This is a genomic window from Stenotrophomonas maltophilia (assembly GCF_025642255.1).
Taxonomy (GTDB): Bacteria; Pseudomonadota; Gammaproteobacteria; order Xanthomonadales; family Xanthomonadaceae; genus Stenotrophomonas; species Stenotrophomonas maltophilia_P.
This window is the reverse complement of the sequence record NZ_CP106759.1, coordinates 3,980,681-4,003,382: the sequence shown is the minus strand read 5'-3', so window position 1 is coordinate 4,003,382 and position 22,702 is coordinate 3,980,681. Positions and strand designations below refer to the sequence as shown.

The 22,702-nt window shown below is 68.0% G+C and carries 23 protein-coding genes; 18 read left to right on the top strand and 5 right to left on the bottom strand.

Annotated elements, in window-relative coordinates; genetic code table 11:
- The first annotated feature begins 38 nt into the window (after positions 1 to 38).
- The 4 genes from N8888_RS18270 (at position 39) to N8888_RS18255 (ending at position 4,951) form a co-directional block, all read left to right on the top strand.
- Positions 39 to 1,460, top strand: coding sequence for an FAD/NAD(P)-binding protein (locus N8888_RS18270; protein WP_263176408.1), 1,422 nt, complete (start codon positions 39 to 41; stop codon positions 1,458 to 1,460).
- Between the two features lie 9 nt (positions 1,461 to 1,469).
- Positions 1,470 to 3,662, top strand: a complete 2,193-nt coding sequence (uvrD, locus tag N8888_RS18265) for a DNA helicase II (RefSeq protein ID WP_053519932.1) — start codon at positions 1,470 to 1,472, stop codon at positions 3,660 to 3,662.
- Positions 3,663 to 3,787: 125 nt separating this feature from the next.
- The gene (locus N8888_RS18260) at positions 3,788 to 4,342 is read left to right on the top strand and encodes a hypothetical protein (protein WP_049433087.1); all 555 of its coding nucleotides are present in this window, start codon (positions 3,788 to 3,790) and stop codon (positions 4,340 to 4,342) included.
- A gap of 162 nt (positions 4,343 to 4,504) precedes the next feature.
- Positions 4,505 to 4,951: a universal stress protein gene (locus tag N8888_RS18255; RefSeq protein ID WP_053519931.1), complete on the top strand. Its 447-nt coding sequence runs from the start codon at positions 4,505 to 4,507 to the stop codon at positions 4,949 to 4,951.
- 121 nt (positions 4,952 to 5,072) lie between these two features.
- On the opposite strand, the gene N8888_RS18250 is transcribed toward N8888_RS18255, so the two are convergent.
- A complete protein-coding gene (locus tag N8888_RS18250; RefSeq protein ID WP_053519930.1) occupies positions 5,073 to 5,357 on the bottom strand; it encodes a DUF2782 domain-containing protein in 285 nt (94 codons plus the stop codon).
- A gap of 99 nt (positions 5,358 to 5,456) precedes the next feature.
- Between N8888_RS18250 and polA the strand changes: the two genes are divergently transcribed.
- Both polA and N8888_RS18240 read left to right on the top strand, forming a co-directional pair.
- On the top strand, positions 5,457 to 8,231 hold the full coding sequence (gene polA, locus N8888_RS18245; RefSeq protein WP_263176405.1) for a DNA polymerase I: 2,775 nt from the start codon (positions 5,457 to 5,459) through the stop codon (positions 8,229 to 8,231).
- 326 nt (positions 8,232 to 8,557) lie between these two features.
- Positions 8,558 to 9,040, top strand: coding sequence for a DUF421 domain-containing protein (locus N8888_RS18240; RefSeq protein ID WP_053519928.1), 483 nt, complete (start codon positions 8,558 to 8,560; stop codon positions 9,038 to 9,040).
- Between the two features lie 48 nt (positions 9,041 to 9,088).
- On the opposite strand, the gene hemF is transcribed toward N8888_RS18240, so the two are convergent.
- The 4 genes from hemF to N8888_RS18220 are packed head-to-tail and all read right to left on the bottom strand — an operon-like array spanning position 9,089 to position 13,405.
- A complete protein-coding gene (gene hemF, locus N8888_RS18235) occupies positions 9,089 to 9,985 on the bottom strand; it encodes an oxygen-dependent coproporphyrinogen oxidase (RefSeq protein WP_053519927.1) in 897 nt (298 codons plus the stop codon).
- 49 nt (positions 9,986 to 10,034) lie between these two features.
- Entirely contained in the window at positions 10,035 to 10,595 is a 561-nt protein-coding gene (locus N8888_RS18230) for a phosphatidylglycerol lysyltransferase domain-containing protein (RefSeq protein WP_065174265.1), read from the bottom strand.
- 27 nt (positions 10,596 to 10,622) lie between these two features.
- Positions 10,623 to 11,042, bottom strand: a complete 420-nt coding sequence (locus N8888_RS18225; protein WP_164150441.1) for an NUDIX hydrolase — start codon at positions 11,040 to 11,042, stop codon at positions 10,623 to 10,625.
- On the bottom strand, positions 11,039 to 13,405 hold the full coding sequence (locus N8888_RS18220; RefSeq protein WP_065181421.1) for a S9 family peptidase: 2,367 nt from the start codon (positions 13,403 to 13,405) through the stop codon (positions 11,039 to 11,041). The genes N8888_RS18225 and N8888_RS18220 overlap by 4 nt, the downstream gene beginning before the upstream one ends.
- A 167-nt stretch (positions 13,406 to 13,572) precedes the next feature.
- On the opposite strand from N8888_RS18220, the gene N8888_RS18215 reads away from it, so the two are divergent.
- The 12 genes from N8888_RS18215 to N8888_RS18160 all read left to right on the top strand — a co-directional run bounded on the left by N8888_RS18215 (position 13,573) and on the right by N8888_RS18160 (position 22,701).
- On the top strand, positions 13,573 to 13,902 hold the full coding sequence (locus N8888_RS18215) for a hypothetical protein (protein WP_053519923.1): 330 nt from the start codon (positions 13,573 to 13,575) through the stop codon (positions 13,900 to 13,902).
- A 37-nt stretch (positions 13,903 to 13,939) separates the two neighbouring features.
- Positions 13,940 to 14,581 (top strand): RNA polymerase sigma factor, encoded by a 642-nt coding sequence (locus tag N8888_RS18210; protein ID WP_053519922.1) that lies wholly within the window; start codon positions 13,940 to 13,942, stop codon positions 14,579 to 14,581.
- Positions 14,578 to 14,793, top strand: coding sequence for a hypothetical protein (locus N8888_RS18205; RefSeq protein WP_111187187.1), 216 nt, complete (start codon positions 14,578 to 14,580; stop codon positions 14,791 to 14,793). Before N8888_RS18210 ends, N8888_RS18205 begins: the two co-directional genes overlap by 4 nt.
- A 216-nt stretch (positions 14,794 to 15,009) precedes the next feature.
- Positions 15,010 to 16,407: a cytochrome ubiquinol oxidase subunit I gene (locus N8888_RS18200; protein ID WP_053518068.1), complete on the top strand. Its 1,398-nt coding sequence runs from the start codon at positions 15,010 to 15,012 to the stop codon at positions 16,405 to 16,407.
- A 1-nt stretch (position 16,408) separates the two neighbouring features.
- On the top strand, positions 16,409 to 17,422 hold the full coding sequence (gene cydB, locus N8888_RS18195; protein ID WP_263176397.1) for a cytochrome d ubiquinol oxidase subunit II: 1,014 nt from the start codon (positions 16,409 to 16,411) through the stop codon (positions 17,420 to 17,422).
- A 214-nt stretch (positions 17,423 to 17,636) separates the two neighbouring features.
- The gene (locus N8888_RS18190) at positions 17,637 to 18,380 is read left to right on the top strand and encodes a beta-ketoacyl synthase chain length factor (RefSeq protein WP_263176394.1); all 744 of its coding nucleotides are present in this window, start codon (positions 17,637 to 17,639) and stop codon (positions 18,378 to 18,380) included.
- Positions 18,373 to 19,170 (top strand): lysophospholipid acyltransferase family protein, encoded by a 798-nt coding sequence (locus N8888_RS18185; protein WP_053518128.1) that lies wholly within the window; start codon positions 18,373 to 18,375, stop codon positions 19,168 to 19,170. Before N8888_RS18190 ends, N8888_RS18185 begins: the two co-directional genes overlap by 8 nt.
- Entirely contained in the window at positions 19,157 to 19,414 is a 258-nt protein-coding gene (locus N8888_RS18180; RefSeq protein ID WP_053518072.1) for an ApeE family acyl carrier protein, read from the top strand. Before N8888_RS18185 ends, N8888_RS18180 begins: the two co-directional genes overlap by 14 nt.
- 17 nt (positions 19,415 to 19,431) lie before the next feature.
- Positions 19,432 to 19,689, top strand: a complete 258-nt coding sequence (locus N8888_RS18175; RefSeq protein WP_053518073.1) for an acyl carrier protein — start codon at positions 19,432 to 19,434, stop codon at positions 19,687 to 19,689.
- Positions 19,690 to 19,711: 22 nt separating this feature from the next.
- A complete protein-coding gene (locus N8888_RS18170; RefSeq protein ID WP_053518075.1) occupies positions 19,712 to 20,263 on the top strand; it encodes a COG4648 family protein in 552 nt (183 codons plus the stop codon).
- Positions 20,256 to 21,941: an ApeI family dehydratase gene (locus N8888_RS18165; protein ID WP_111187188.1), complete on the top strand. Its 1,686-nt coding sequence runs from the start codon at positions 20,256 to 20,258 to the stop codon at positions 21,939 to 21,941. The genes N8888_RS18170 and N8888_RS18165 overlap by 8 nt, the downstream gene beginning before the upstream one ends.
- On the top strand, positions 21,931 to 22,701 hold the full coding sequence (locus N8888_RS18160) for a glycosyltransferase family 2 protein (RefSeq protein ID WP_053518077.1): 771 nt from the start codon (positions 21,931 to 21,933) through the stop codon (positions 22,699 to 22,701). The genes N8888_RS18165 and N8888_RS18160 overlap by 11 nt, the downstream gene beginning before the upstream one ends.
- Position 22,702: the final 1 nt, after the last annotated feature.

The following is a 22,702-nucleotide window of genomic DNA, read 5'->3' as shown; positions in this document are numbered from 1 at the left end:
CATTGCGCACGCGGCGGCACTCCGGCCCGTCATGGCCGATGGCCTACAATCGGCACATGACTGATTCACCGTGTAATGGCGAACTGGACCTGGCGATCATCGGTGGTGGTGCGGCCGGGGTGCTGGTGGCGATCCAGGTGCTGCGCCAGGCCCGGTCGCCACTGGCGCTGGCCATCTTCGAACCCGCCTCGCAGCTGGCCCAGGGCATCGCCTATGCCACGCCGTGGCCGGAGCACCTGCTGAATGTGCCGGCGGCGAAAATGAGTGCGTTCGCCGAGCAGCCGGCTGACTTCCTCGATTACCTGATGGCCGTCAACGCCTACCCGGGCGAGACGCGCGAGGTGCTGGGCGAGCGTTATGTCGGCCGCCATCATTTCGCCGCGTACCTGCAGCAGCGTCTGCAGGAGGCGGTTGCGGCCAGCCCGGCGCAGCTGCAGGTGATCGCGCAGCCGGTGCGGGGCCTCACCCCGGATGACTCCGGTTACCGCCTGCAGCTGGGCGATGGCCACACATGGCATGCCGCGCAGGGGGTGCTCGCCACCGGCAACAGCATGCGTCCGCTGCCGGTGGCCGGTGCCGATGGACTGCCTGCCGACACCGTGGTCGAAGCCTGGGACTACGACGGCGTGCGCGCGTTGGCAGGCGCGCACGCGCTGGCCATCGTCGGTTCCGGTCTGAGCATGGCTGATACGGTGCTGGCGCTGGTCGCGGCCGGTCACACCGGCCCGCTGCATGTGATTTCCCGTCACGGCCTGCTGCCGCTGCCGCACGCGCACGCGGGCCTGCCTGATTTCGACCCTGCCCCCCTGCTGCCGATGACGCTGCGCCAGCGCCTGCGCACGCTGCGCCGGCAGGTGCGCCGGGCCGAGGCGGATGGCCTGCCCTGGCAGGGCGTGATGGACCGCCTCCGTCCGCATGGACAGGCGCTGTGGTGCAGCCTCGACGAGGCCGACCAGCGGCGGTTCCTGCGCCATGTGGTGCGCTACTGGGATGTACATCGCCATCGCATCGCCGAAGAGGTCGATGCACAGTTGCGCGCATTGCAGGCCAGCGGTCAGCTGCGCGTGCATCGCGCACGCCTGGATCGGGTCTGGCGTGAGGGCGATGCGCTGCAGCTGTCGGGCCACGATGCGGCCGGACACCCGCAGCAGTGGACGATCGGGGGTGTGATCAACGCCACCGGTTTGGAGACCCGCGCCACCGCGTTGCGCAATCCGTTGCTGCAGCAGCTTCAGGCCGATGGCCTGGCCCGTCCCGGGCCGCATGGGCTGGGCCTGGACAGCACGGTGCCCGGCGACCGCGTGCGCAGCGCCGGCGGCCAGCCGCAGGCGCGGCTGGGCGTACTTGGCAGCCTGCGCATCGGCAGCCTGTGGGAAAGCCTGGCGGTGCCTGAACTGCGCCAGCAGGCGCAGGCACTGGCCACCCAGGTGGTCGCAGGAGCCGCGACGGCGATGCCGTAAAATGGGGGCATGGATGTCTCCCACCTGCTTGATGGCCTGAACCCGGCCCAGCGCGAAGCCGTCTCCGCTCCCCCCGGCCACCACCTGGTGCTGGCCGGTGCCGGTTCCGGCAAGACCCGCGTACTTACCCACCGCATCGCCTGGCTGCATGAAGTCGAAGGCGTGCCGACCCATGGCATCTTCGCGGTGACCTTCACCAACAAGGCCGCCGGCGAGATGCGCCACCGCATCGACGCACAGCTGCCGCATGGCAGCCGTGGCATGTGGATCGGTACCTTCCACGGCCTGGCCAACCGCCTGCTGCGCCTGCACTGGCAGGACGCGAAGCTGCCCGAAGGTTTCCAGGTGATGGATTCGGACGACCAGCTGCGGCTGGTCAAGCGTGTGGTGCAGGCGCTGGAGATCGACGACGGCAAGCATCCGCCCAAGCAGATCGCGTGGTGGATCAACGAACAGAAGGATGAAGGCCGCCGCCCGCAGCACATCCAGCCCGAGCCGCACGATGCGTGGCTGGAAACCATGCGCCAGGCCTACATCGAGTACCAGGCGCGCTGCGACCGTGCCGGCCTGGTCGACTTCGCCGAACTGCTGCTGCGCGCGCATGAGCTGCTGCGTGACAATCCCGGCCTGCTGGCGCACTACCGCGCCCGCTTCCGCGAGATCCTGGTGGACGAGTTCCAGGACACCAATGCCATCCAGTACGCCTTCGTGCGCGTGCTGGCCGGGGAGTCCGGCCATGTGTTCGTGGTCGGCGACGACGACCAGGCCATCTACGGCTGGCGCGGTGCCAAGGTGGAGAACGTGCAGGGCTTCCTGCGTGATTTCCCGGGCGCGCAGACCATCCGCCTGGAACAGAACTACCGCTCCACGGCCAACATCCTCGGTGCTGCCAACGCGGTGATCGCGCACAACCCCGATCGCATCGGCAAGCAGCTGTGGACCGACAGCGGTGACGGCGAGCCGATCGACCTGTACGCGGCGTACAACGAGATGGACGAGGCCCGCTACATCGTCGAACGTGCCCGCCAGTGGGTGCGCGATGGTGGCAGCTACACCGAAGTGGCCGTGCTCTACCGCAGCAATGCCCAGTCGCGCGCGCTGGAAGAAGCTCTGCTGAGCGAGCAGGTGCCGTACCGCGTGTACGGCGGCATGCGCTTCTTCGAACGCGCCGAGATCAAGGACGCGCTGGCCTACCTGCGCCTGCTCTCCAACCGCAACGACGATGCCGCCTTCGAGCGCGCGGTGAACACGCCGACCCGCGGCATCGGTGAACGCACCCTCGACGAAGTGCGGCGCGAGGCACGAGCGCAGGGCATTTCGCTGTGGGAAGCCACCATGCTGGTCACCCAGGGCAATGCGCTGGCCGCGCGTGCGCGCAACGCACTGGCGGGCTTCCTGGTGCTGGTCAACGAACTGCAGGCGCAGACCCGGGACATGACCCTGGCCGAGCGCGTGGACCACGTGCTCTCGCGCTCGCAGCTGCGTGAGCACTGGAGCAAGGAAAGCCGCAATTCGCTCGACTCCGAATCGCGCACCGACAACCTCGACGAACTGGTCTCGGTCGCCTCGCGCTTCGTGCGGCGTGCCGATGACATCGAGGAAGTGGGCGAGGACATGGACGAGCTGGTGGCGTTCCTGGCCTACGCTGCGCTGGAGGCCGGCGAGGGCCAGGCGCAGGCCGGCGAGGACGGCGTGCAGCTGATGACCCTGCATTCGGCGAAGGGCCTGGAATTCCCCCTGGTGTTCCTGGCCGGCATGGAGGATGGCCTGTTCCCGAGCGCGCGTTCGCTGGAAGAAAGCGGCCGGCTGGAGGAAGAGCGGCGCCTGGCGTATGTGGGCATCACCCGGGCGCGGCAGAAGCTGGTGCTGTGCTACGCCGAATCACGCCGCATCCATGGCCAGGACAACTACAGCCTGCCTTCGCGATTCCTGCGTGAGATTCCACGCGGGCTGCTGCATGAAGTGCGGCCGAAGGTGCAGGTCTCGCGTCCCGCGTCGCTGGGCAGCAGCCGGGTGATGGGGCATGCCGCCATCGAGCTGCCGCCGATCAAGCTCGGCGCGCTGGTCAGCCATCCCAAGTTCGGCGAAGGCATGGTGACCGATTACGAAGGCAACGGCGCCCACGCCCGCGTGCAGGTCGAGTTCGCCGACGCCGGCAGCAAGTGGCTGGTGATGGCCTACGCCAACCTGACGGTGATCTGATTCCCGTCGAGGGGTCGCTGGGATACCTGTAGAGCCGAGCCCATGCTCGGCTGCTTCCGGCGGGGAAAGCAGCCGAGCATGGGCTCGGCTCTACAATAGGCGGCATCTCTTCCAGGAATGCCCCCATGACCGAGCCCACGCTGCATGTCACCGTGACCTTGAACGCCAGGCTGCAGCCTGAGCATCGCCACGAGCTGTTCGAGGATCCGCTCGACGCGCTGCTGCAGGCCGCCGAAGTGGGCGAAATCACCGGCGGCGGGACCGCCCTCTCCGATGACGGCGAGGTCGAGTACGGCGACATCGAGGTGGCGCTTCATGACGCGGCAGGTGTGCCGAAGTTGATCGATCTGCTGGAGCAGCTGGGTGCGCCGAAGGGATCGAAGGTGCAGGGCGCCGGGGACGGCGACCGCGGTTTCGGCGTCACCGAAGGCCTGGGCATCTATCTGGATGGCCAGAACCTGCCGGACGAGGTCTACGAACAATGCGATTCCAACCATGTGTTCGAACAGCTGTCCGAACGCATCGATGGCCTGGGCGAGATCTGCAGCTGGTGGCAGGGCCCGACCGAGACCGCGCTGTACATGTACGGCCAGTCGTTCGAGGCGATGCGTGATGCGATCGCCGGGTTCGTGGCCAGCTACCCGCTGTGCCAGAACGCACGCGTGGTGCAGATCGCCTGAGAGGGCCACCTGTAGAGCCGAGCCCACGCTCGGCTCATCCATCCGGAGCCGAGCATGGGCTCGGCTCTACAGGCGCCGGATTGATCCTGCTCAAAGCGCCACGTGCACATCGGGTGTGCAATGGTGGCGTTCCCATCCGGCGGATTGCCACGGAGCCCTACCATGTACACGCGCATCCTGATCGCCACCGACGGGTCCGAGCTGGCCGACAAGGGCCTGGCCAAGGGCCTGGAGCTGGCCAAGGACCTCAACGCCGAGGTCGATATCGTCACCGTTTCCGAGCCGTGGGCCGTCGGCATGTACGACGCCATGGGCTGGAGCGTGGGCTACATGAACAGCCCCGAGTACAAGGCCGACCGCGAGGAAGGCGCGCAGAAGGTGCTGCAGCCGGCGCTGGCCAAGGCCGCCGAACAGGGCATTACCGCCAACCCGGTGCACGTACTGGACCGCTACGCGGCCGACGGCATCATCGAGACCGCTGCCGAGCGCAACAGCGACCTGATCGTGATGACCTCGCATGGCCGTCGTGGCGTGACCCGCGTGCTGCTGGGCAGCCAGACCGCCGAGGTGCTGGCACGCAGCACGCTTCCGGTGCTGGTCATCCGCTGAGGCACGTGTTCCCGGGGAGGGGACACCGACGCCGGCCGCAGGATGCGCGCCGGCGTCATCTTTTATGCAGCCGGGCTCGCTGGGGTCGGATCCTGCGGAAAGGGATCCGACCTCTGTCACATCACCAGCTGTAGAGCTTCCAGTACACCGGCGAGACGCCGTCCTTGTCGGTGTCCATGCGGCCATCGCCGTTCTTGTCGTACATGTAGAACGGGGCACCCCGCGACGGCGTCACCTTGACCATGCGCAGCTGCCCGGCCACGCGGTACTCCTCGATGGTGTCGCCGTTGCTCATGGTGCGGCTGGAGACCTCGGCGCCCTTGACGTCGACCGGGGGCGCCCCGGCGCCACCCATGCTGGCGCAGCCGGCAAGCAGGAGCAGGGAGGCCAGCATCAGAGTCTTCATGGGCGGTGGTCCTTTGCCTGGAAAGAGATTCGATTATGCCCCATCGTCGGGCATGCGCCGTGTCGCCGCTGTGCAGGGACAGGCGCGTAGAATCGCTGCATGAGCAGATTAGTCCTGATCGACGGGTCCAGTTACCTGTACCGCGCGTTCCACGCGCTGCCGCCCCTGTCCAATGCACAGGGCGAGCCCACCGGCGCGCTGTTCGGCGTGGTCAACATGCTGCGCTCGACGCTGAAGGAGCGGCCGGCCTACGTCGCGTTCGTCGTCGATGCGCCCGGCAAGACCTTCCGTGATGACCTGTACGACCAGTACAAGGCCAACCGTCCCCCGATGCCCGACGAGCTGCGCAGCCAGGTCGAGCCGATGTGCCGCATCGTCGAAGCGCTGGGCATCAGCATCCTGCGCGTTCCGGGCGTGGAAGCCGACGATGTGATCGGCACGCTGGCCCTGCAGGGCCAGGCGCAGGACCTGAAGGTGACGATTTCCACCGGCGACAAGGACTTCGCCCAGCTGGTGCGGCCGGGCATCGAGCTGGTCAACACCATGACCGGCAGCCGCATGGATTCGGACGCGGCGGTGATGGAGAAGTTCGGTGTGCGCGCCGACCAGATCGTCGACCTGCTGGCGCTGATGGGCGACAGCGTCGACAACGTGCCGGGCGTGGAGAAGTGCGGGCCGAAGACCGCCGCCAAGTGGCTGGCGGAGTACCAGCACCTGGAGGGCGTGATGGCCGCCGCGCCGGCCATGAAGGGCAAGATCGGCGAGAACCTGCGTGCGGCGCTGGAGCGCCTGCCGCTGAACCGCGAACTGGTGACGATCCGCACCGACGTCGCACTGGAGGCCACCCCGACCACGCTGGCGCTGCGCGAACAGGACGTGCCGGCGCTGACCGAGCTGTACACGCGCTACGGGTTCACCCAGGCGCTGAAGGAACTGGGGGCGCCGCTGCCGGCACCGGCCGTGGCCAGCGAGGCGGCACCGAGCCTGCGTGGCACGGCGGCCGGCTTCGCCCGTGGCAGTGCGGAGGCACCGGCCGAGGGCACGCTGGATCCGGCACTGGCCGCGCCAGGTGAATACGAGACCGTGCTTACCAGCGGACAGCTGCAGGCCTGGGTGGAGCGGCTGCAGCAGGCCGACCTGATCAGCTTCGATACCGAGACCGACGCGCTGGATGCGATGCGCGCGCGCCTGGTCGGTGTCAGCCTGGCGGTCGAGCCGGGCAGGGCGGCCTACATCCCGGTGGGCCATGACTACCCCGGCGCACCGGCGCAGCTGCCGCTGCAGCAGGTGCTGGACGCGTTGCGCCCGGTGCTGCAGGACCCGGCAAGGAAGAAGCTGGGCCAGCACGGCAAGTACGACCTGCATGTGCTGCGGCGCCACGGTGTCGAGGTGCAGGGTTACCACGACGACACCATGCTTGAGAGCTTCGTGCTCAATTCCACCGCCACCCGCCACGACATGGATTCGCTGGCCCTGCGTTACCTGGGCTACACCACCATCAAGTTCGAGGACGTGGCCGGCAAGGGCGCCAAGCAGATTCCGTTCTCGCAGGTGGGCATCGACGAGGCCAGCCGCTATGCGGCCGAGGACGCCGACATCACCCTGCGCCTGCACCGCGCGCTGCAACCGCAGCTGCTGGCCGAACCGGCCCTGGACAGCGTGTACCGCGACATCGAGATGCCACTGGTGCCGGTACTGGCCAGCATCGAGGCCAACGGCGTGCGCATCGATGCCGACGAGCTGCGCCGGCAGAGCCAGGACCTGTCTTCGCGCATGCTGGCCGCGCAGCAGAAGGCCACCGAGCTGGCCGGGCGCAGTTTCAACCTGGATTCGCCGAAGCAGCTGCAGGCCGTGCTGTTCGACGAGCTGAAGCTGCCGGCGGTGGTGAAGACTCCGAAGGGCCAGCCCAGCACCAATGAAGAGGCGCTGGAGGCGATCGCCGACCAGCATGAGCTGCCGCGGGTGATCCTCGATTACCGTGGCCTGGCCAAGCTGCGCAGCACCTATACCGACAAGCTGCCGGAGATGGTCAACCCGGATACCGGCAGGGTGCACACCAGCTACCACCAGTCCGGCGCTGCCACCGGCCGCCTGTCCTCCTCGGACCCGAACCTGCAGAACATCCCGATCCGCACCGAAGATGGCCGCCGCATCCGCCGCGCCTTCGTCGCACCGGAGGGCTGCCAGCTGCTGGCCGCCGACTATTCACAGATCGAACTGCGGATCATGGCCCACCTGTCCGAAGACCCGGGCTTGGTGCGCGCCTTCGAGCAGGGCGCCGACGTGCACCGCGCCACCGCCGCAGAAGTGTTCGGCCGCACCCTGGACGAGGTGACGCCGAACGAGCGCCGCGCGGCCAAGGCGATCAATTTCGGCCTGATGTACGGCATGAGTGCCTTCGGCCTGGCCCGCAACCTGGGCATCGACCGGGGCCAGGCGCAGGATTATGTGGCGTTGTACTTCAGCCGTTACCCGGGCGTGCGTGACTTCATGGAGCGGATGCGCCAGCAGGCCCGTGACCAGGGCTATGTGGAGACGCTGTTCGGCCGCCGCCTGTATCTGAACGATATCCATGCACGCAACCAGGGCCTGCGTGCCGGTGCTGAACGCGCGGCGATCAACGCGCCGATGCAGGGCACCGCTGCCGACATCATCAAGCGCGCGATGGTGGATGTTGACCGCTGGCTGCGCGACAGCGGGGCGCCGGCGCGGATGATCCTGCAGGTGCACGATGAACTGGTGTTCGAAACCGAGACTGCGTTTGTCGAGGAGCTGCGGGAAAATGTGGTGCAGCGTATGTCGCAATCGGCACAGTTGCGTGTCCCTCTGGTGGTCGACACCGGCATAGGCAAGAACTGGGACGAGGCACACTGAGTCGCTTTCGGTCCTGAAACGACGTGAATTTGTTCATCTGGCCACAGTTTCTGACTCGGCCATGAATACTCGCCCCATTGCGGTTCATTAAATTGGCTCCCTTCACGAACCGTTAGTGTTCGGAGTGGTTCTATAGCTCTCGACAGGCGCAATGCCTGTTGTGGATCTCTCCCATCCCCTGGAGCAGATCTCGGAACGGGGACTCCTCCCCAAGTGCCCGTTCCCCGGCCCCGTTGACCTCCCCCTGGTCAGCGGGGCTTTTTATTTGCGCCGCCGGCAGGCTGCCGGCTGCTAGGCTGGGCCACCGCCCAGCAGGGGAGCCCGCAATGCACGATCTGTTCGCACTGGCGATGCCGTGGTGGGAGTTCATCCTGCGCGCGGTGGTGGTCTACACCGTCGTGCTGGGCCTGGTGCGCCTCAGCGGCAAGCGCGCGCTGGGGCAGATCACCCCGTTCGACGTGCTGCTGATCGTGCTGCTGGGCAACGCGGTGCAGAACGCGCTGCTGGGCCAGGACACGTCCCTGGGCGGTGGCCTGCTGCTCGCCGCGACCCTGATCCTGCTCAACTACGGCGTGGGCTGGGTGACCACCCGCAACCGCCGCCTGGAGCGCCTGATCGAGGGGGAACCGGTGGTGATCGCCCGTGACGGCACCCTGTTGCGGGATGTTCTGCGCCGCGAACTGATCAGCCGGGCCGATTTCGATGCCGCCATGCGCCAGCAGGGCTGCCTGCGCATCGATGATGTGCAGGTGGCGCTGCTGGAAACCACCGGCCACATCACGATCATCGCCCGGCACACGGACGCGTAGGGCCGGCGGCATGCGTGCGGGGACGGCCACGCCGCCCCGCGAGATGCCTTAGAGCCAGTCGCGCGGGACCAGGTAATCGGCCAGCCGGGCTTCCGGACTGCCCGCCTCGGGGGTGAAGCCGTATTCCCAGCGCACCCGCGGCGGCAGGCTCATCAGGATGCTTTCGCTGCGGCCGCCGCTCTGCAGGCCGAACAGCGTGCCGCGGTCGTAGACCAGGTTGAATTCCACATAGCGGCCCCGCCGGTACAGCTGGAATTCGCGCTCGCGCTCGCCATGGGCGATGTCCTTGCGCTGCTGCACGATCGGCAGATAGGCATCGAGGAAGCCGTCGCCGACCGCCCGCAGGTAATCGAAGTCGCGTTCGAAATCGCCGTGCAGATCGTCGAAGAACAGGCCGCCGATGCCGCGCGTTTCGTTGCGGTGGCGCAGGAAGAAGTACTCGTCGCACCAGCGCTTGTGCGCGCTGTAGCGCTCTTCACCGAACGGCGCGCACAGGTCGTGGGCGACCTGATGCCAATGGCGCACGTCCTCGTCGAAGGGATAGAAGGGGGTCAGATCGAAACCACCCCCGAACCAGCTGGCCACCACTTCGCCGTCGCGCTGCGCCTGGAAGAAGCGCACGTTGGCATGGGTGGTGGGCACATAGGGGTTGAGCGGGTGGAACACCAGCGATACGCCGGTGGCGCGCCAGGAGGCGCCGGCCAGCTCCGGGCGGTTGGCCGAGGCCGACGGCGGCAAGCGGCTGCCGGAGACATCCGAGAAGCCGATTCCGGCCTGTTCGAACACCGCGCCGTCGCGCAGCACGCGGGTACGGCCCCCCCCGCCTTCAGCGCGCTGCCACAGGTCTTCCTGGAAGCGGGCCTGGCCGTCGGCCGCTTCGATCGCCGCACAGATGCGGTCCTGCAGGTCGGTCAGGTAGGCGCGCACGCGCTCGAATTCGTTCATGACGCGTACTTTACCGCAGGGCCTGCCGCACGCCGCGGGTGAGGGCAGGTCAGTGGAAGCAGGAGCGGATATCCGGCCGCAGCAGGCGCCAGGCCAGCCAGCCCTGCGCGACGAGCAGGGCGAAGGCGCCGCCGAACAAGGTCAGCGACATGAGGATGTGCTGGGTTCGCGCTTCGCGCAGTGTGCCTGGATCGACGATACGCCCGATGACGTCGGCGACGACGCTGTCCAGCCACCCGGCGACGGCGAAGTTTGCCAGGGCCGAGAGCCACAGCAATGCCACGTAGCTCCACAGGCCCCAGCGACGTCGCCGGGCGAATCCCCAGCTGGAAAGCACGGCGGGGATCGCTGACAGCATCAGCCACAGGGTAGCGTCCACTGGTTTGCGCAGTATCCACAGCAGGCTTGGCGGGAACTGCTGTTCAGTGGCCGACAGCAGCATCCACCGCCAGAACGGGCCGTCGGACAGCTGCCAGACCACCAGCGCCTGAATCGCCATGGCCACCACGAACGCTGCGCAGATCAGCAGCGACGCCAGGCCGAGCGGCCGCACGAAATCCTCCGGGTTGAGCGGCATGGCAGGGCGGTGCCGGGGCGGTTGAAGCGACATCCGATGTCCTTGGCTGCAGTGGCGTCTTCAGCGGGTCGCCACCCGGGTGGCAACGGCCGGCAGGATATGGTGTTCGCTCAAGGGTGCCAAGCGCAGGCCATGGGGCGGGCGCAGCGGCACCCACGCCAGCTCGGCGATTTCCGCGCGTGCCTGCGGCGTGCCCTGTACCTGCACCCACCAGGCCTCGGCCTGTACGCGATGACCAGGCTCGTTCACCGCCCAGTCCTGGAAATGGCCCAGCGCCACGGCAGGGTCGGCGAGCAGGCGCACGCCCAGCTCTTCGTCCAGTTCGCGGGCGAGCGTCTGCAGTGGCGTTTCGCCCGGTTCGGGCTTGCCTCCGGGCTGGATGAAGCGGTCGGCGCCGTGCTTGCGTACCACCAGCGCCCGGCCGTGGTCGTCGACGATGACCGCGGCCACGATGTGGATCGTGGCCGCGGCACTGCTCACTTCAGGTTCTGCTCGAACAGCTTGAGGATGCGCTTGTACTGGTCCAGCCAGGAGTCGGCGCGGACGTAGCCGTGGCGTTCCAGCGGGTACGGGGCGATCGACCAGTTGTCCTTGTGCAGCTCGATCAGGCGCTGGGTCAGGTTCACCGAGTCCTGGAAGAACACGTTGTCATCCATCATGCCGTGCGCGATCAGCAGGTTGTCCTGCAGGTTCTGCGCGTACTCGATCGGCGAGGACACCCGGTACGCCTCCGGATCGATGTCCGGCGTGTTGAGGATGTTGCTGGTATAGGCGTGGTTGTAGTTGTGCCAGTCCACCACCGGGCGCAGCGCGGCACCGGCCTTGAAGGTGCCCGGTGCGCGGAACAGCGCCATGAAGGTCATGAAGCCGCCGTAGGAGCCACCGTAGATGCCGGCGTGGTCACGGTCGCCCTGCTGGGTGTCCACCAGCCAGTCCAGGCCGTCCTTGTAGTCTTCCAGTTCCGGGTGGCCCATGTTGCGGTAGACGGCCGTGCGCCAGTCGCGGCCGTAGCCCTCGCTGCCGCGGTAGTCCATGTCCAGCACGATGTAGCCCTTCTGCACCAGCAGGTTGTGGAACATCTGCTCGCGGAAGTAGGCCGGGTAGCGCTGGTGCACGTTCTGCAGGTAGCCGGCACCGTGCACGAACATCACGATCGGGTACTTCCTGCCCGGCTCCTTGTGCTCGGGTTCGTAGTACTTGGCCCAGACCACGCCGGCGCCATGCCTGGACGGCACCGCCACCAGCTTCGGCTGGATCCACTGGCGCGCCTTGAAGTCGGCGCTGCGGGTATCGGTCAGCACGCGGGCCTGGCCGCCCGCGCTGGGCAGCACCGCCAGCTGCGGTGGCAGGTAGGCACCGGAGTAGCGCACCAGCAGCTGCTGGCCATCCGGCGACAGCGAGAAGTCTTCCACGCCGTTGAGGCTGGTCAGCTCGCGGACCTGACGGCTGCCGGTGTCGACCGCGCAGACTTCGTAATCGTGCGGGGCCTGCTGGTTGCACAGGAAGTAGAAGCCCTTGCCGTCGGCCGACAGCACGGGCGCGGAGGTCTCCCACTTGCCGCTGGTCAGCGCCTGCGGCCGGGCAGTGCCGGCCTGGGTGTACAGGTGCGAGAAGCCCGATTCCTCGGACAGCAGCCACAGCGTGCGGCCATCGGCCATCCAGCCGAAATCGTTGAAGCCCCAGTTGATCCACGCGTTGTCGGTCAGCCGGTGGCGGTTCTGCACGCGGCCGTCGCTGCCGATGCTGACGATCCAGCGGTCCTTGTTGTCGTTGGCGCGCAGCATCACCGCCGCCTGCTGGCCATCGGCGCTCCAGCGCATGCCGCCGCCCATGAAGTCGCTCATCACCTGCACGCTGCGTTCGCCCTTCAGCGCCTCCTTGCCGGCCTTGCGGCGCAGGTCGGCCAGCGGGTCGGTGGCGATGCCCGGCAGGCCGGACAGCGACAGCTTCTGCGCCTTGCCGCTGCGCACGTCCACGTACCACAGGGTGTGCGGCTCGTTGCCATTGCGACCGACGCGGGTGCGGGTGTCCTCGGTTTCCTCGTAACCGGATTCGGTCACGTACAGCGGCATCTTGCTGGTGCGGCCCTCGTCGAAGTCCTTCGGCGTGGTCACCACGATCAGGTGGCCCAGGTCCGGCGACAGCACGCTGTCGGCGATCTCCACGTCGGCGCCCAGGTATACCGGGCCCGGCGCGCGGGTCGGGTCGGCCTGGCGCCAGCGCTGGTCCTGGTCCTTCAATGCCTCGCGCTGCTCGCGGTCGCGACGCAGGGTTTCCAGGGTACGCAGCTGCTGGTCGCGCAGCAGGTCGTCCTTGGGCGCGCTGTTGGGGTCCTTGTCGGCCTTCAGGCTGGCAACCTGCTGCACGCCGCCGGCAGCGGTCCAGTGGAACCAGTTCTGGCCCACCCGCCAGATCACGCCGTTGTCGGCAGCGAAGTTCACCCCGCTGGCGCGCTCGTTGCTGCGCGTGAGCTGGGTCAGCGCGCCGCTGCGCAGGTCGCGCACGAACACGTCGCCGTTGCGGACGAAGGCGCTGCGGGTGCGGGTGCGGTCGTAGACCGGATCGGCCACGTCCAGGGTGCCGCGCTGGTCGTCTGCCACCTGGGCCGCAACACCACCGGCCACGGGCTGGCGGAAGGTGTCGCGCACCGGGCTGCCGTTGCGCTTGAGCTGGTACTCGACCTGCTGGCTGTTCCACGACCACCAGGCCTTCTCGACCGGCGGACCGATCCAGTCCGGATCCGCCATGGCCTGTTCGATGGTGATCGGCGTCGGCGCGGCATGGGCGGCCGGTGCGGCCAGCACGGCCGACAGCAGGAGGGACAGGGGCAGCACTCGGGACATGGGCGGACGGCACCAGAAAAGGAAACCGGGCAAGGGTAGCAGCCGTTCGCGCCGCAGGAGGGGGCCACAGGTCATGGCAGCGGGATCGGCAAAGCGGTGCAACCGGTGCCCCCCATCGCGCATCCATTCTCCTGAACCCGCATCATTCACCGCACAGGAGCACGACCATGCAGGAACTCATCCCGATCACCCTCTTCATCTGCATCGCCTACGCCATCCACGCCATCGCCGATGCGCGCGCGCGCAGCAAGCTGGTCGCACCGCACGTGCCCGAGGAGGTGATCCGCTCCCTGGCCGTGCTGGAGGAAGAGCGCCGCCGCCAGGGCGCGCTGCGCTGGGGCATCAGCCTGGTGTGCCTGGCCCTGGCCATGGGCCTGCTGGAAGTCCTGGGCGCTCGCGACCTCACCTTTGGCGCCGCCGCCGCCCTGGTGGGCAGTGCCGGCCTGGGCCAGCTGCTGGCCTGGCACTTCACCCGCCCCGCCGTGCGCAAGAGCTGAGCGCCGGCATGCCACACGCCCCGGGGGAGCGGTGCGCATGAGCCTGCTGGGCGAAGCCCTGTCCGCCCTGCGCGGCCGCCGCCGGCAGGACGCCGCGGCGGCCGCGGTCATCGAAGATGATGCGGCGCTGGTGCGGGCCATCATCGATGGCTCGCAACCGGCGTTCGCGCAGCTGGTGCAGGCCCATCAGCGCACGTGCGCGCATGTGATCGGGCGCATGGTGGGTGACCGCGATCAGGTCGCTGACCTGCTGCAGGAGACCTTCCTGGCGGTGTTCCGGCAACTGCACCGGTTCCGCTTCGAATCCTCGCTGCGGACCTGGATCTCACGGGTGGCCTACACCACCGCATTGCAGCACCTGCGTCGCCGGCGCCTGGAAGCGCAGTGGATGGTGGCGGTGGAGGTACCGGAGGATCTGGGCATCGGTGACGAGGGACCGGGCCCGGCCGAACTCAGCCAAGCGCTGCAGGCCGGCCGCCAGCTGGGTGCGGCGCTGGAGCGGTTGAGCCCGCCGCAGCGCCTGATCGTCGGCCTGCATTACCTGGAGGATTTCGACCTGGCAGAGATCGAGCAGGTGACCGGTCTTGCGCGCGGTACCATCAAGAGCCACCTGCACCGCGCGCGTCTGCTCCTGAAGCAGGAACTGACGCGGCATGCCACCGCCGGAGAACTGCTGTGAACCCACCGACCGATCCCCGCGATGCCGACGAGCGCGCGCTGGCGCAGGCGTTGCGTGAACAGGCGCGGCAGGAACAGACCCCGGACGTGAGTGAGGCGTTGCAGACGCGTATTGCCACTGAGTCGCGCGACAGTGGCGTGGGCTATGTGGTGGTGCAGGTGCTGCTGGTGGGTGCGCTGCTGGCGGCCGGTGCCTGGTACTTCTGGCCTTGAGGCTCTCGCCGGGCATGGCCCGGCGCTACCTGGGGATCAATGGGTAGCGCCGGGCCATGCCCGGCGGATCGGCGCCGGCAGGTCATGGGGCGCGGCCATGCCCGGCGGCTTCCCCTGCGACAGAGTGAAGCAGCGCGTCACCCGGTCGCATCCCGGCGTAACGAAATATTCCTAAAGTGGTCCGGTATCCCACCGGTCGCAGGCAGGAGGCGTCCCTTGGACGCGTTGTTGTTGTCCCGGATCCAGTTCGGATTCGTCATCAGTTTCCATGTGCTGTTCCCGGCCTTCACCATTGGCACGGCCAGCTGGCTGGCCTTCGTCGAATGGCGCTGGCTGCGTACCCGTCTCCCGGTCTGGCGGGAGCTGTACTTCTTCTGGCAGAAGATCTTCGCCGTATCGTTCGGCATGGGCGTGGTCAGCGGCATCGTCATGGCCTTCCAGTTCGGCACCCACTGGCCGCGCCTGAGCGAGGTGGCCGGTACCGTCATCGGCCCGCTGCTGACCTACGAGGTGCTGACCGCGTTCTTCCTGGAAGCCAGCTTCCTGGGCGTGATGATGTTCGGCTGGGGCCGGGTTTCGCCGCGCCTGCATTTCCTGTCCACCTGCATGGTGGCGCTGGGCACGCTGTTCTCCACGTTCTGGATCCTGTCGTCCAACAGCTGGCTGCACACCCCGGCCGGCTACGAGATGGTCAATGGCATCGTGCATCCGGTGGACTGGTGGCAGGTGGTGTTCAACCCGTCGTTCCCGTACCGGCTGGCGCACATGGCGCTGGGCTCGTTCATCACCACCTGCTTCGTGATCGGCGGCGTGGGTGCGTGGTACCTGCGCAGGGGAACGCACGTGGAGGCGGGCCGACGCATGCTGATCGCGGCCGTGGCGTTTGCCGCGCTGACCGTGCCGGTGCAGATCTTCGTCGGCGACATGCATGGCCTGAACACCCTCAAGCACCAGCCGATGAAGATCGCGGCGGTGGAAGCGCACTGGCATGAATCCGGCGAAGGCGAGGGCGTGCCGCTGGTGGTATTCGCGCTGCCCAACGAAAAGGAAGAGCGCAACGACTTCGAAGTCGCCATTCCGAAGCTGGGCAGCGTGATCCTGACCCATTCGCTGGACGGCACCTTCGATCCGCTGACTTCGGTACCGGCCAGCGAACGGCCACCGGTGACGCCGGTGTTCTTCGCTTTCCGCATCATGGTTGGACTGGGCACGCTGATGCTGCTGCTGGCATGGGTGTCAGCGTTCCAGCTGTGGCGGAGGAAGCTGCTGGATTCGCCGTGGCTGCTGCGCGGCTGGAACTGGATGTTGCCGAGCGGCTTCATCGCGCTGCTCTCCGGCTGGTTCGTCACCGAGATGGGGCGGCAGCCGTGGGTGGTCTACGGCGTGCTGCGTACTGCCGATGCGGTCGGCCCGCAGAGCGCATGGATGACCGCGCTGTCGCTGGGGGTCTACGTCGTCGGCTACGCCTTCGTCTTCGGCTGGGGCATCTGGTACCTGGTGAAGATCCTGCGCCATGGACCGCAGCCCCACGACCAGGGGCCCTCGCTGGACCACGGCAGCCACACCCCGGCACGGCCGCTGTCCGCCGCCGACGAACCGCTGGAGGAGCGCTGACATGGACCTGGTGACCTGGCTGCCGGTGGCGTGGTTCGCGGTGATCGGCTTCGGCGTACTGATGTACGTGGTGCTGGACGGGTTCGTGCTGGGCATCGGCATCCTTGCGCCGTTCGCCGAGGACGAGGAGCAGCTCGACCTGATGATGAACACGGCTGCGCCCATCTGGGACGGCAACGAGACGTGGCTGGTGCTGGGCGGCGCCGGCCTGCTGGCGGCGTTCCCCAAGGCCTATGCAGTGCTGTTGTCGGCGCTGTATCTGCCGGTGCTGCTGCTGGTGGTGGCACTGGTGTTCCGCGGCGTGGCCTTCGAATTCCGCTTCAAGGCGCATCGCTCGCGGAGGCTGTGGAGCGTGGCGTTCGCGCTCGGCTCGCTGCTGGCCACGTTCGCCCAGGGCGTGATCCTGGGCGCGCTGGTGCAGGGGCTGCCCCTGGTGGACGGGGTCTACCACGGCGGTGCGTTTGCCTGGTTCAGCCCGTTTGCGATGCTCACCGGCGCGGCGCTGGTCGCCGGTTACGCATTGCTGGGCAGCACCTGGCTGATCCTGAAGACGGAAGGGCGCGTGCAGGCGCTGGCGCGGCAGCTGACACGGCCGCTGGTGGTGGCGGTGATCGCAGCGATGGGCCTGGTCAGCAGCTGGCTGCCGTTCCTGGACTCGCGGTTGATGGCGCGCTGGTTCAGTGACGGCAACTTCTGGTGGCTGTCACCGGTGCCGTTGCTGACCCTGGCGGTGGCCGCTGCGTTGTGGCGCAGCGCCACGCATCCATGCCGCGACCTGCCGCCGTTCCTGCTCAGCCTGGCGCTGTTCATTCTCGGCTTCCTGGGCCTGGTGCTGGGCATGTGGCCGTACCTGCTGCCGCCCTCGATGACGTTGTGGCAGGCAGCCGCACCGGCGTCCTCGCTCGGCTTCACCCTGGTCGGGCTGGTCATTCTGCTGCCGGTCATCCTCGGCTATACGGCGTGGTCGTACCGGGTATTCCGCGGCAAAGTGCAGGCCGGAGCCGGTTACCACTGAGCAATGGCGTGCGGGGCCACAGGTGCCGGCCCCGTGTTGTGCAATGTGAAACCTGCACACCCTGCGCAGGACGTGCTAGCGTGCGCTCCTTTCCGGCCGCCAGGGGGGCAGCCGGCGACGTCCTGGACGGACGCACGGCTGCAGGGACGGGGGGCCGCCGCGCGTCGCCATAATGGCTCGTGCCATCGTTCTCCTGATGAAGCACCATCGCTAGATGATCGAATTCTCCATCGTCGACTGGGCTGCCTGGGCACCTGGCCTGAGCGAGCGCAGCCAGTGGCTGAGCTGGGCTGACGCACCCTTCCTGCCACAGGGCGAGGGCACGCCGGCGCTGTCCGAGGTGCCCGCGATGCAGCGCCGCCGCATCGAGCGGCTGGGGCGGATGGCGATCCAGACGGCCTGCTGGTGCGAGGATGGCCAAGGGGCCGACAGCCAGGTACCGCTGGTGTTTGCCAGCCGCCATGGTGATGTAGCGCGCTCGATGGACCTGCTCGGGGCGCTGGTGAACGAGCAGCCCCTGTCGCCCACCGGATTCGGCCTGTCGGTCCATAACGCGATCGCTGCGCTGTACTCGATCGCTCGTGGCCATCGCGGCAACTATCTGGCGCTGGCTGCCGGCCAGGCGACGGTGGAGGCCGCCTGCCTGGAGGCCGCCGGTCTGCTGGCCGATGGCGCCCGCGAAGTGCGGGTGGTGGTCTACGAGTCGCCGTTGCCCGAAGTTTACGCGACGTTCGCCGACGAACCCGATCCGTTCTTCGCTTGGTGCTGGCGTGTGGTGGCGCCGACACAGGCGCTGCCGACGCTGTCGCTGCAGTGGGATGACGCGCCGGCCCCGGTTACCGCCGCGCCCGGCCTGTTGCCGCACGCGTTGGACCTGCACCGCTTCCTGCTCGCGGGCGCGCCGGCGCTGGAACACGTTGCCAATGGCCAGCGCTGGCGCTGGAGCCGCCGTGGCTGAGGCGCTGCGCCGCCTCGATCTTGCCTGGCGGGTGGTGGGCACCGGCCTGAGTTTTGCTGCGTTCGGCATCGGGGGCCTGCTGCTGGGCGCCGTGGTGATGCCGGTCCTGCTGCTGATGCGTGATCCGGTGGCCCGCCGCCGTCGCGCCCGCCGCGTAGTGCAGGTGGCGTTCGCCAGCCACCTGCGGCTGATGCGCGGGCTCGGGGTGATGACCTATGAGATCGAAGGGCGCGAGCGCCTGCAGCGCGACGGCCTGCTGGTCCTGGCCAACCACCCCACCCTGATCGACGTGGTCTGCCTGGTCTCGCTGCTGCCCAATGCCGACTGCGTGGTCAAACGGGCGGTGGCCCGCAACCCGTTCATGCGGGGCCCGGTCCGGGCCGCCGGCTACATTTCCAATGACGACGGGGCCGGCCTGGTCGATGACTGCGTGGCCGCGGTACGGGCCGGCGGCAGCCTGGTCATCTTCCCGGAAGGGACCCGCAGCGTGCCCGGCCAGTCGCCGAGGCTTCAGCGTGGGGCCGCCAATATCGCCGTCCGCGGCCGGCTGGACATCACGCCGGTGCGGATCACCTGTACCCCGCCAACCCTGAGCAAAGGGCAGAAATGGTATCGTGTGCCCTCACGTCGCTTTCACGTTCGGCTGCAGATCGGCGAAGATATCCCGATCGCGCCATTCCTGGCCGAAGACGACGCGCCAAGGGGGGATGCCTTGGCAGCACGCCGCGTCACCGAGCACCTTTCTCGTTATTTCGACCTGTCTGGAGATTCGACCCGTGCAAGCACTTGAGCACGAGATCAAGGAATTGATCATTTCCTCGCTTTCACTGGAGGACATCACGCCGGAGGACATCGATCCGACTGCGCCGCTGTTCGTCGAGGGCCTGGGCCTGGATTCGATCGACGCTCTGGAACTGGGCCTGGCGCTGCAGAAGAAGTACGGTGTGAGCCTGTCGTCCGACTCGGAAGAGACCCGGCGCCATTTCTCCAGCGTGCGCGCGCTCGGCGAGTTCGTCGCCGCCCGCCAGTCGTAACGGCGCCAGGAGCTGCCATGACCAAGAATGAACTGTTCGAACGCATCGTCAACATCCTGACCGACAGCTTCGAGATCGAACCGGCCCGGATCACCCCCGAGGCACGTCTCTATGACGACCTGGACATCGACAGCATCGATGCGGTCGACCTGATCGTGCAGCTCAAGCCGCTGCTCGGCCGCAACCTGCAGCCGGAAGCGTTCAAGGCCGTGCGCACCGTGCAGGACATCGTGGATGTCGTGCACCGGCTGCTGCCGGACCAGGCAGCAGCCTGACCGCAGCGCGGGCGGCTCCGCCTTGGCACGCGCGCGTACGGTCGTGGTGGCGGCGATTTCGCTGGCCTACCCGCTGCTCGTCTACCTGGCGATGGGCCGCTTCGAGCCGCGCTGGCTGGCACTGCTGCTGTTCACCCTGGCATTGCTGCGTGCCCTGAGCACGCGCCAGCCGCTGTGGTGGGCTGCTGCAGCCGGTACCGGACTGCTGGCGGTGCTGGCCACCGTGCTCAACCAGGCGCTGCCGCTGAAGCTGTACCCGGCGCTGGTGAACGTGGTGATGCTGTGCGTGTTCGCCATCAGCCTGCGGTTCGGGCCGCCGCTGGTGGAGCGCCTGGCGCGGCTGCAGGAGCCGGACCTGCCACCGTTCGCGGTGGCCTATACCCGCCGCGTCACCCAGGTGTGGTGCGGCTTCTTCGTTCTCAACGGCAGTCTGGCCCTGCTCACCGCGCTGTACGCATCGGATCGGGTCTGGATGCTCTACAACGGATTGTTGGCGTACGTGATGATGGGCGTATTGTTCGCAGGCGAATGGCTGGTGCGGCGACGGGTGAAGGCGGCGCACGCCCATGGCTGAGTGGATTGCCCTGGACCGGCTGCTGCGGGATGCGCGGCCGCAGCGTGCTGTCGGCATCCGCGATGGCGAAGTGGTCGACCATCAGCAATTCCGCCAGCGCGTAGTGGCCTGGCGTACGGCGTTTGCCGCCACTGACGGCCGTGACTGGGCGCTGTACTTCGATGATGCCGTGTCGTTCGCCGAGGCGCTGTTCGGTGCCTGGCACGCCGGCAAGCGGGTGTTCCTGGCCGCCGACAACCTGCCCGCCACGCTGCAGGCCCTGCAGCCGCAGGTGAGCGGTTTTGCCGGTGACGTTTCCCGTGATTACCGGCCACTGATGATGGCGGCCGCCGGTGCGCAGGTCGAGCTGGATGCGTTGGACGAGCATGCCTGCGAGCTGTGCGTGTTCACGTCGGGCAGCACCGGCGAACCCACTGCGATCGACAAGCGCCTGGACCAGCTGGCGCGCGAGGTCGATGCGTTGCAGGCCGCGTTCGGCGCACAGCTGGAAGGCGCGCAGGTGCATGGCACGGTGTCGCACCAGCACATCTACGGCCTGCTGTTCCGCGTGCTGTGGCCGCTGGCCGCCGGTCGCCTGATCCATCCGCGGCGGTTCTTCCATGAGGATCTGGTCGCTGCGCTGGCGGGCACGCAGACGGTGCTGGTGGCGACCCCGGCGCACCTCAAGCGCCTGCCTGCGCAGCTGGATTGGGCCAGCCTGCAGGGCCACCTGCGCGCTGTGTTCTCCTCTGGCGGCCCGCTGCCGGAAGAGGCAGCGCGGCAGGTGCGGCAATGGATGGCAGTCGCACCGACCGAGGTCTACGGCAGCAGCGAGACCGGCGGCATCGCCTGGCGTCGCTGGGATACCGATCTTCCGCCCTGGCAGCCGCTTCCGGGGGTGCAGTGGAGAATCGAGGGAGGCTGCCTGGCGGTGGCTTCACCCCATCTGCAGAGCCGCGACTGGTGGTGCACGCAGGATCGGGTGGAAGCGCTGGCCGAGGGTTGCTTCCGCCTGCTCGGCCGCGCCGACCGCATCGTCAAGATCGAAGAGCGCCGCGTTTCGCTCGATGCGCTGGAACGTGCGTTGCGCGACGACGCGGACGTCGATGACGTGCGCGTGCTGGTGCTGCCCGGCCAGCGCGAGCAGCTGGCGGCCGTGGTGGTGCCGGCCGATGCGGCACTGCTTGATGCCGATGATGCCGCGCGCCGCGCGCTGGGCCAGCGGCTGGCCGCGCGCCTGGCACAGAGCCATGACGCCGTGACCCGTCCGCGCCGCTGGCGGCTGGTACCCACGCTGCCGGTGAATGCGCAGGGCAAGGTGACCCAGGCCGCGCTGGTGGCCCTGTTCCAGCCGTCGATGCCGGTGCCGGTATGGGATCGGCGCGAGGCGGCCAGCGCTACCCTGCGCATGACCCTGGACCCGGCGCTGCGCCCGTTCCAGGGACATTTCCCGCAGGCCGCGATCCTGCCCGGCGTGGCCCAGGTGGACTGGGCGGTGCGCTTTGCCCGGCAGGCCTTTGCGATGCCGGAGGGGTTCGTGCGCATGGATGCGGTGAAGTTCCAGCATGTGGCGCGTCCGGGCGACGAGCTGACGCTGCATCTGGACTGGGATACCGCACGCAACGTGCTGGTCTTCCGCTATGCCTCCGTGCATGGCGTACACGCCAGTGGCAGGATGGTCTTCGCCGATGCGCAGTGATCCGGCCGATGCCGGTGCCGCGTTCGCGCCACTGGTGGTGATTCCCGTCTACGACCACGAACATGCTGTCGCCGCGGTGGTCGATGGCGTGCAGCGCGCTGGCCTGCCCTGCCTGCTTGTGGACGATGGCTCGCATGCATCATGTGCTTCGGTGCTGCAGGCGCTGGCGCAGCGTGAAGGGGTCGATCTGCTGCGTCTGCCGGTCAACCAGGGCAAGGGTGGGGCGATGCTGGCGGGCTTCGCCGAGGCCGCAAGGCGGGGCTGCAGCCACGTGCTGCAGATCGATGCCGACGGCCAGCATGACACCGGCGACCTGCCGCGCTTCATCGCGGCCGCGCGTGCGCGGCAGGACGCGGTGATCTGCGGCATTCCCGCCTACGATGCCAGTGTGCCCAAGGCCCGCCTGTACGGTCGCTACGCAACGCATGTCTGGGTCTGGATCAACACGCTGTCGCTGCATCTGCGCGACACCATGTGCGGTTTCCGTGTCTATCCACTGCCTCCGGTGCTGCGCCTGATGGGCGAAGAGACCATCGGCCGGCGCATGGATTTCGATACCGAAGTGATGGTGCGGCTGTACTGGCGGCAGGTGCCGGTGGAACATCTGGCGACGCGGGTGACCTATCCGGCAGACGGTGTCTCGCATTTCGATGTGTGGCGCGACAACGTACGCATCAGCCGCATGCATGCGCGCCTGTTCTTCGGCATGCTCCGGCGCGCACCGCGCCTGCTCTGGCGCCGCCTGCAGGGGCAGGGCTGAG

Coding starts and splice junctions, on each gene's coding strand:
- N8888_RS18165 (WP_111187188.1), top strand. CDS start 20,256: ATGGCTGAGTGGATTGCCCTGGACCGGCTGCTGCGGGATGCGCGGCCG.
- N8888_RS18250 (WP_053519930.1), bottom strand. CDS start 5,357: ATGAAGACTCTGATGCTGGCCTCCCTGCTCCTGCTTGCCGGCTGCGCC.
- N8888_RS18160 (WP_053518077.1), top strand. CDS start 21,931: ATGCGCAGTGATCCGGCCGATGCCGGTGCCGCGTTCGCGCCACTGGTG.
- N8888_RS18220 (WP_065181421.1), bottom strand. CDS start 13,405: ATGTCCCGAGTGCTGCCCCTGTCCCTCCTGCTGTCGGCCGTGCTGGCC.
- N8888_RS18240 (WP_053519928.1), top strand. CDS start 8,558: ATGCACGATCTGTTCGCACTGGCGATGCCGTGGTGGGAGTTCATCCTG.
- N8888_RS18255 (WP_053519931.1), top strand. CDS start 4,505: ATGTACACGCGCATCCTGATCGCCACCGACGGGTCCGAGCTGGCCGAC.
- N8888_RS18230 (WP_065174265.1), bottom strand. CDS start 10,595: ATGTCGCTTCAACCGCCCCGGCACCGCCCTGCCATGCCGCTCAACCCG.
- cydB (WP_263176397.1), top strand. CDS start 16,409: ATGGACCTGGTGACCTGGCTGCCGGTGGCGTGGTTCGCGGTGATCGGC.
- uvrD (WP_053519932.1), top strand. CDS start 1,470: ATGGATGTCTCCCACCTGCTTGATGGCCTGAACCCGGCCCAGCGCGAA.
- polA (WP_263176405.1), top strand. CDS start 5,457: ATGAGCAGATTAGTCCTGATCGACGGGTCCAGTTACCTGTACCGCGCG.
- N8888_RS18175 (WP_053518073.1), top strand. CDS start 19,432: ATGACCAAGAATGAACTGTTCGAACGCATCGTCAACATCCTGACCGAC.
- N8888_RS18215 (WP_053519923.1), top strand. CDS start 13,573: ATGCAGGAACTCATCCCGATCACCCTCTTCATCTGCATCGCCTACGCC.
- N8888_RS18270 (WP_263176408.1), top strand. CDS start 39: ATGGCCTACAATCGGCACATGACTGATTCACCGTGTAATGGCGAACTG.
- N8888_RS18260 (WP_049433087.1), top strand. CDS start 3,788: ATGACCGAGCCCACGCTGCATGTCACCGTGACCTTGAACGCCAGGCTG.
- N8888_RS18210 (WP_053519922.1), top strand. CDS start 13,940: ATGAGCCTGCTGGGCGAAGCCCTGTCCGCCCTGCGCGGCCGCCGCCGG.
- N8888_RS18190 (WP_263176394.1), top strand. CDS start 17,637: ATGATCGAATTCTCCATCGTCGACTGGGCTGCCTGGGCACCTGGCCTG.
- hemF (WP_053519927.1), bottom strand. CDS start 9,985: ATGAACGAATTCGAGCGCGTGCGCGCCTACCTGACCGACCTGCAGGAC.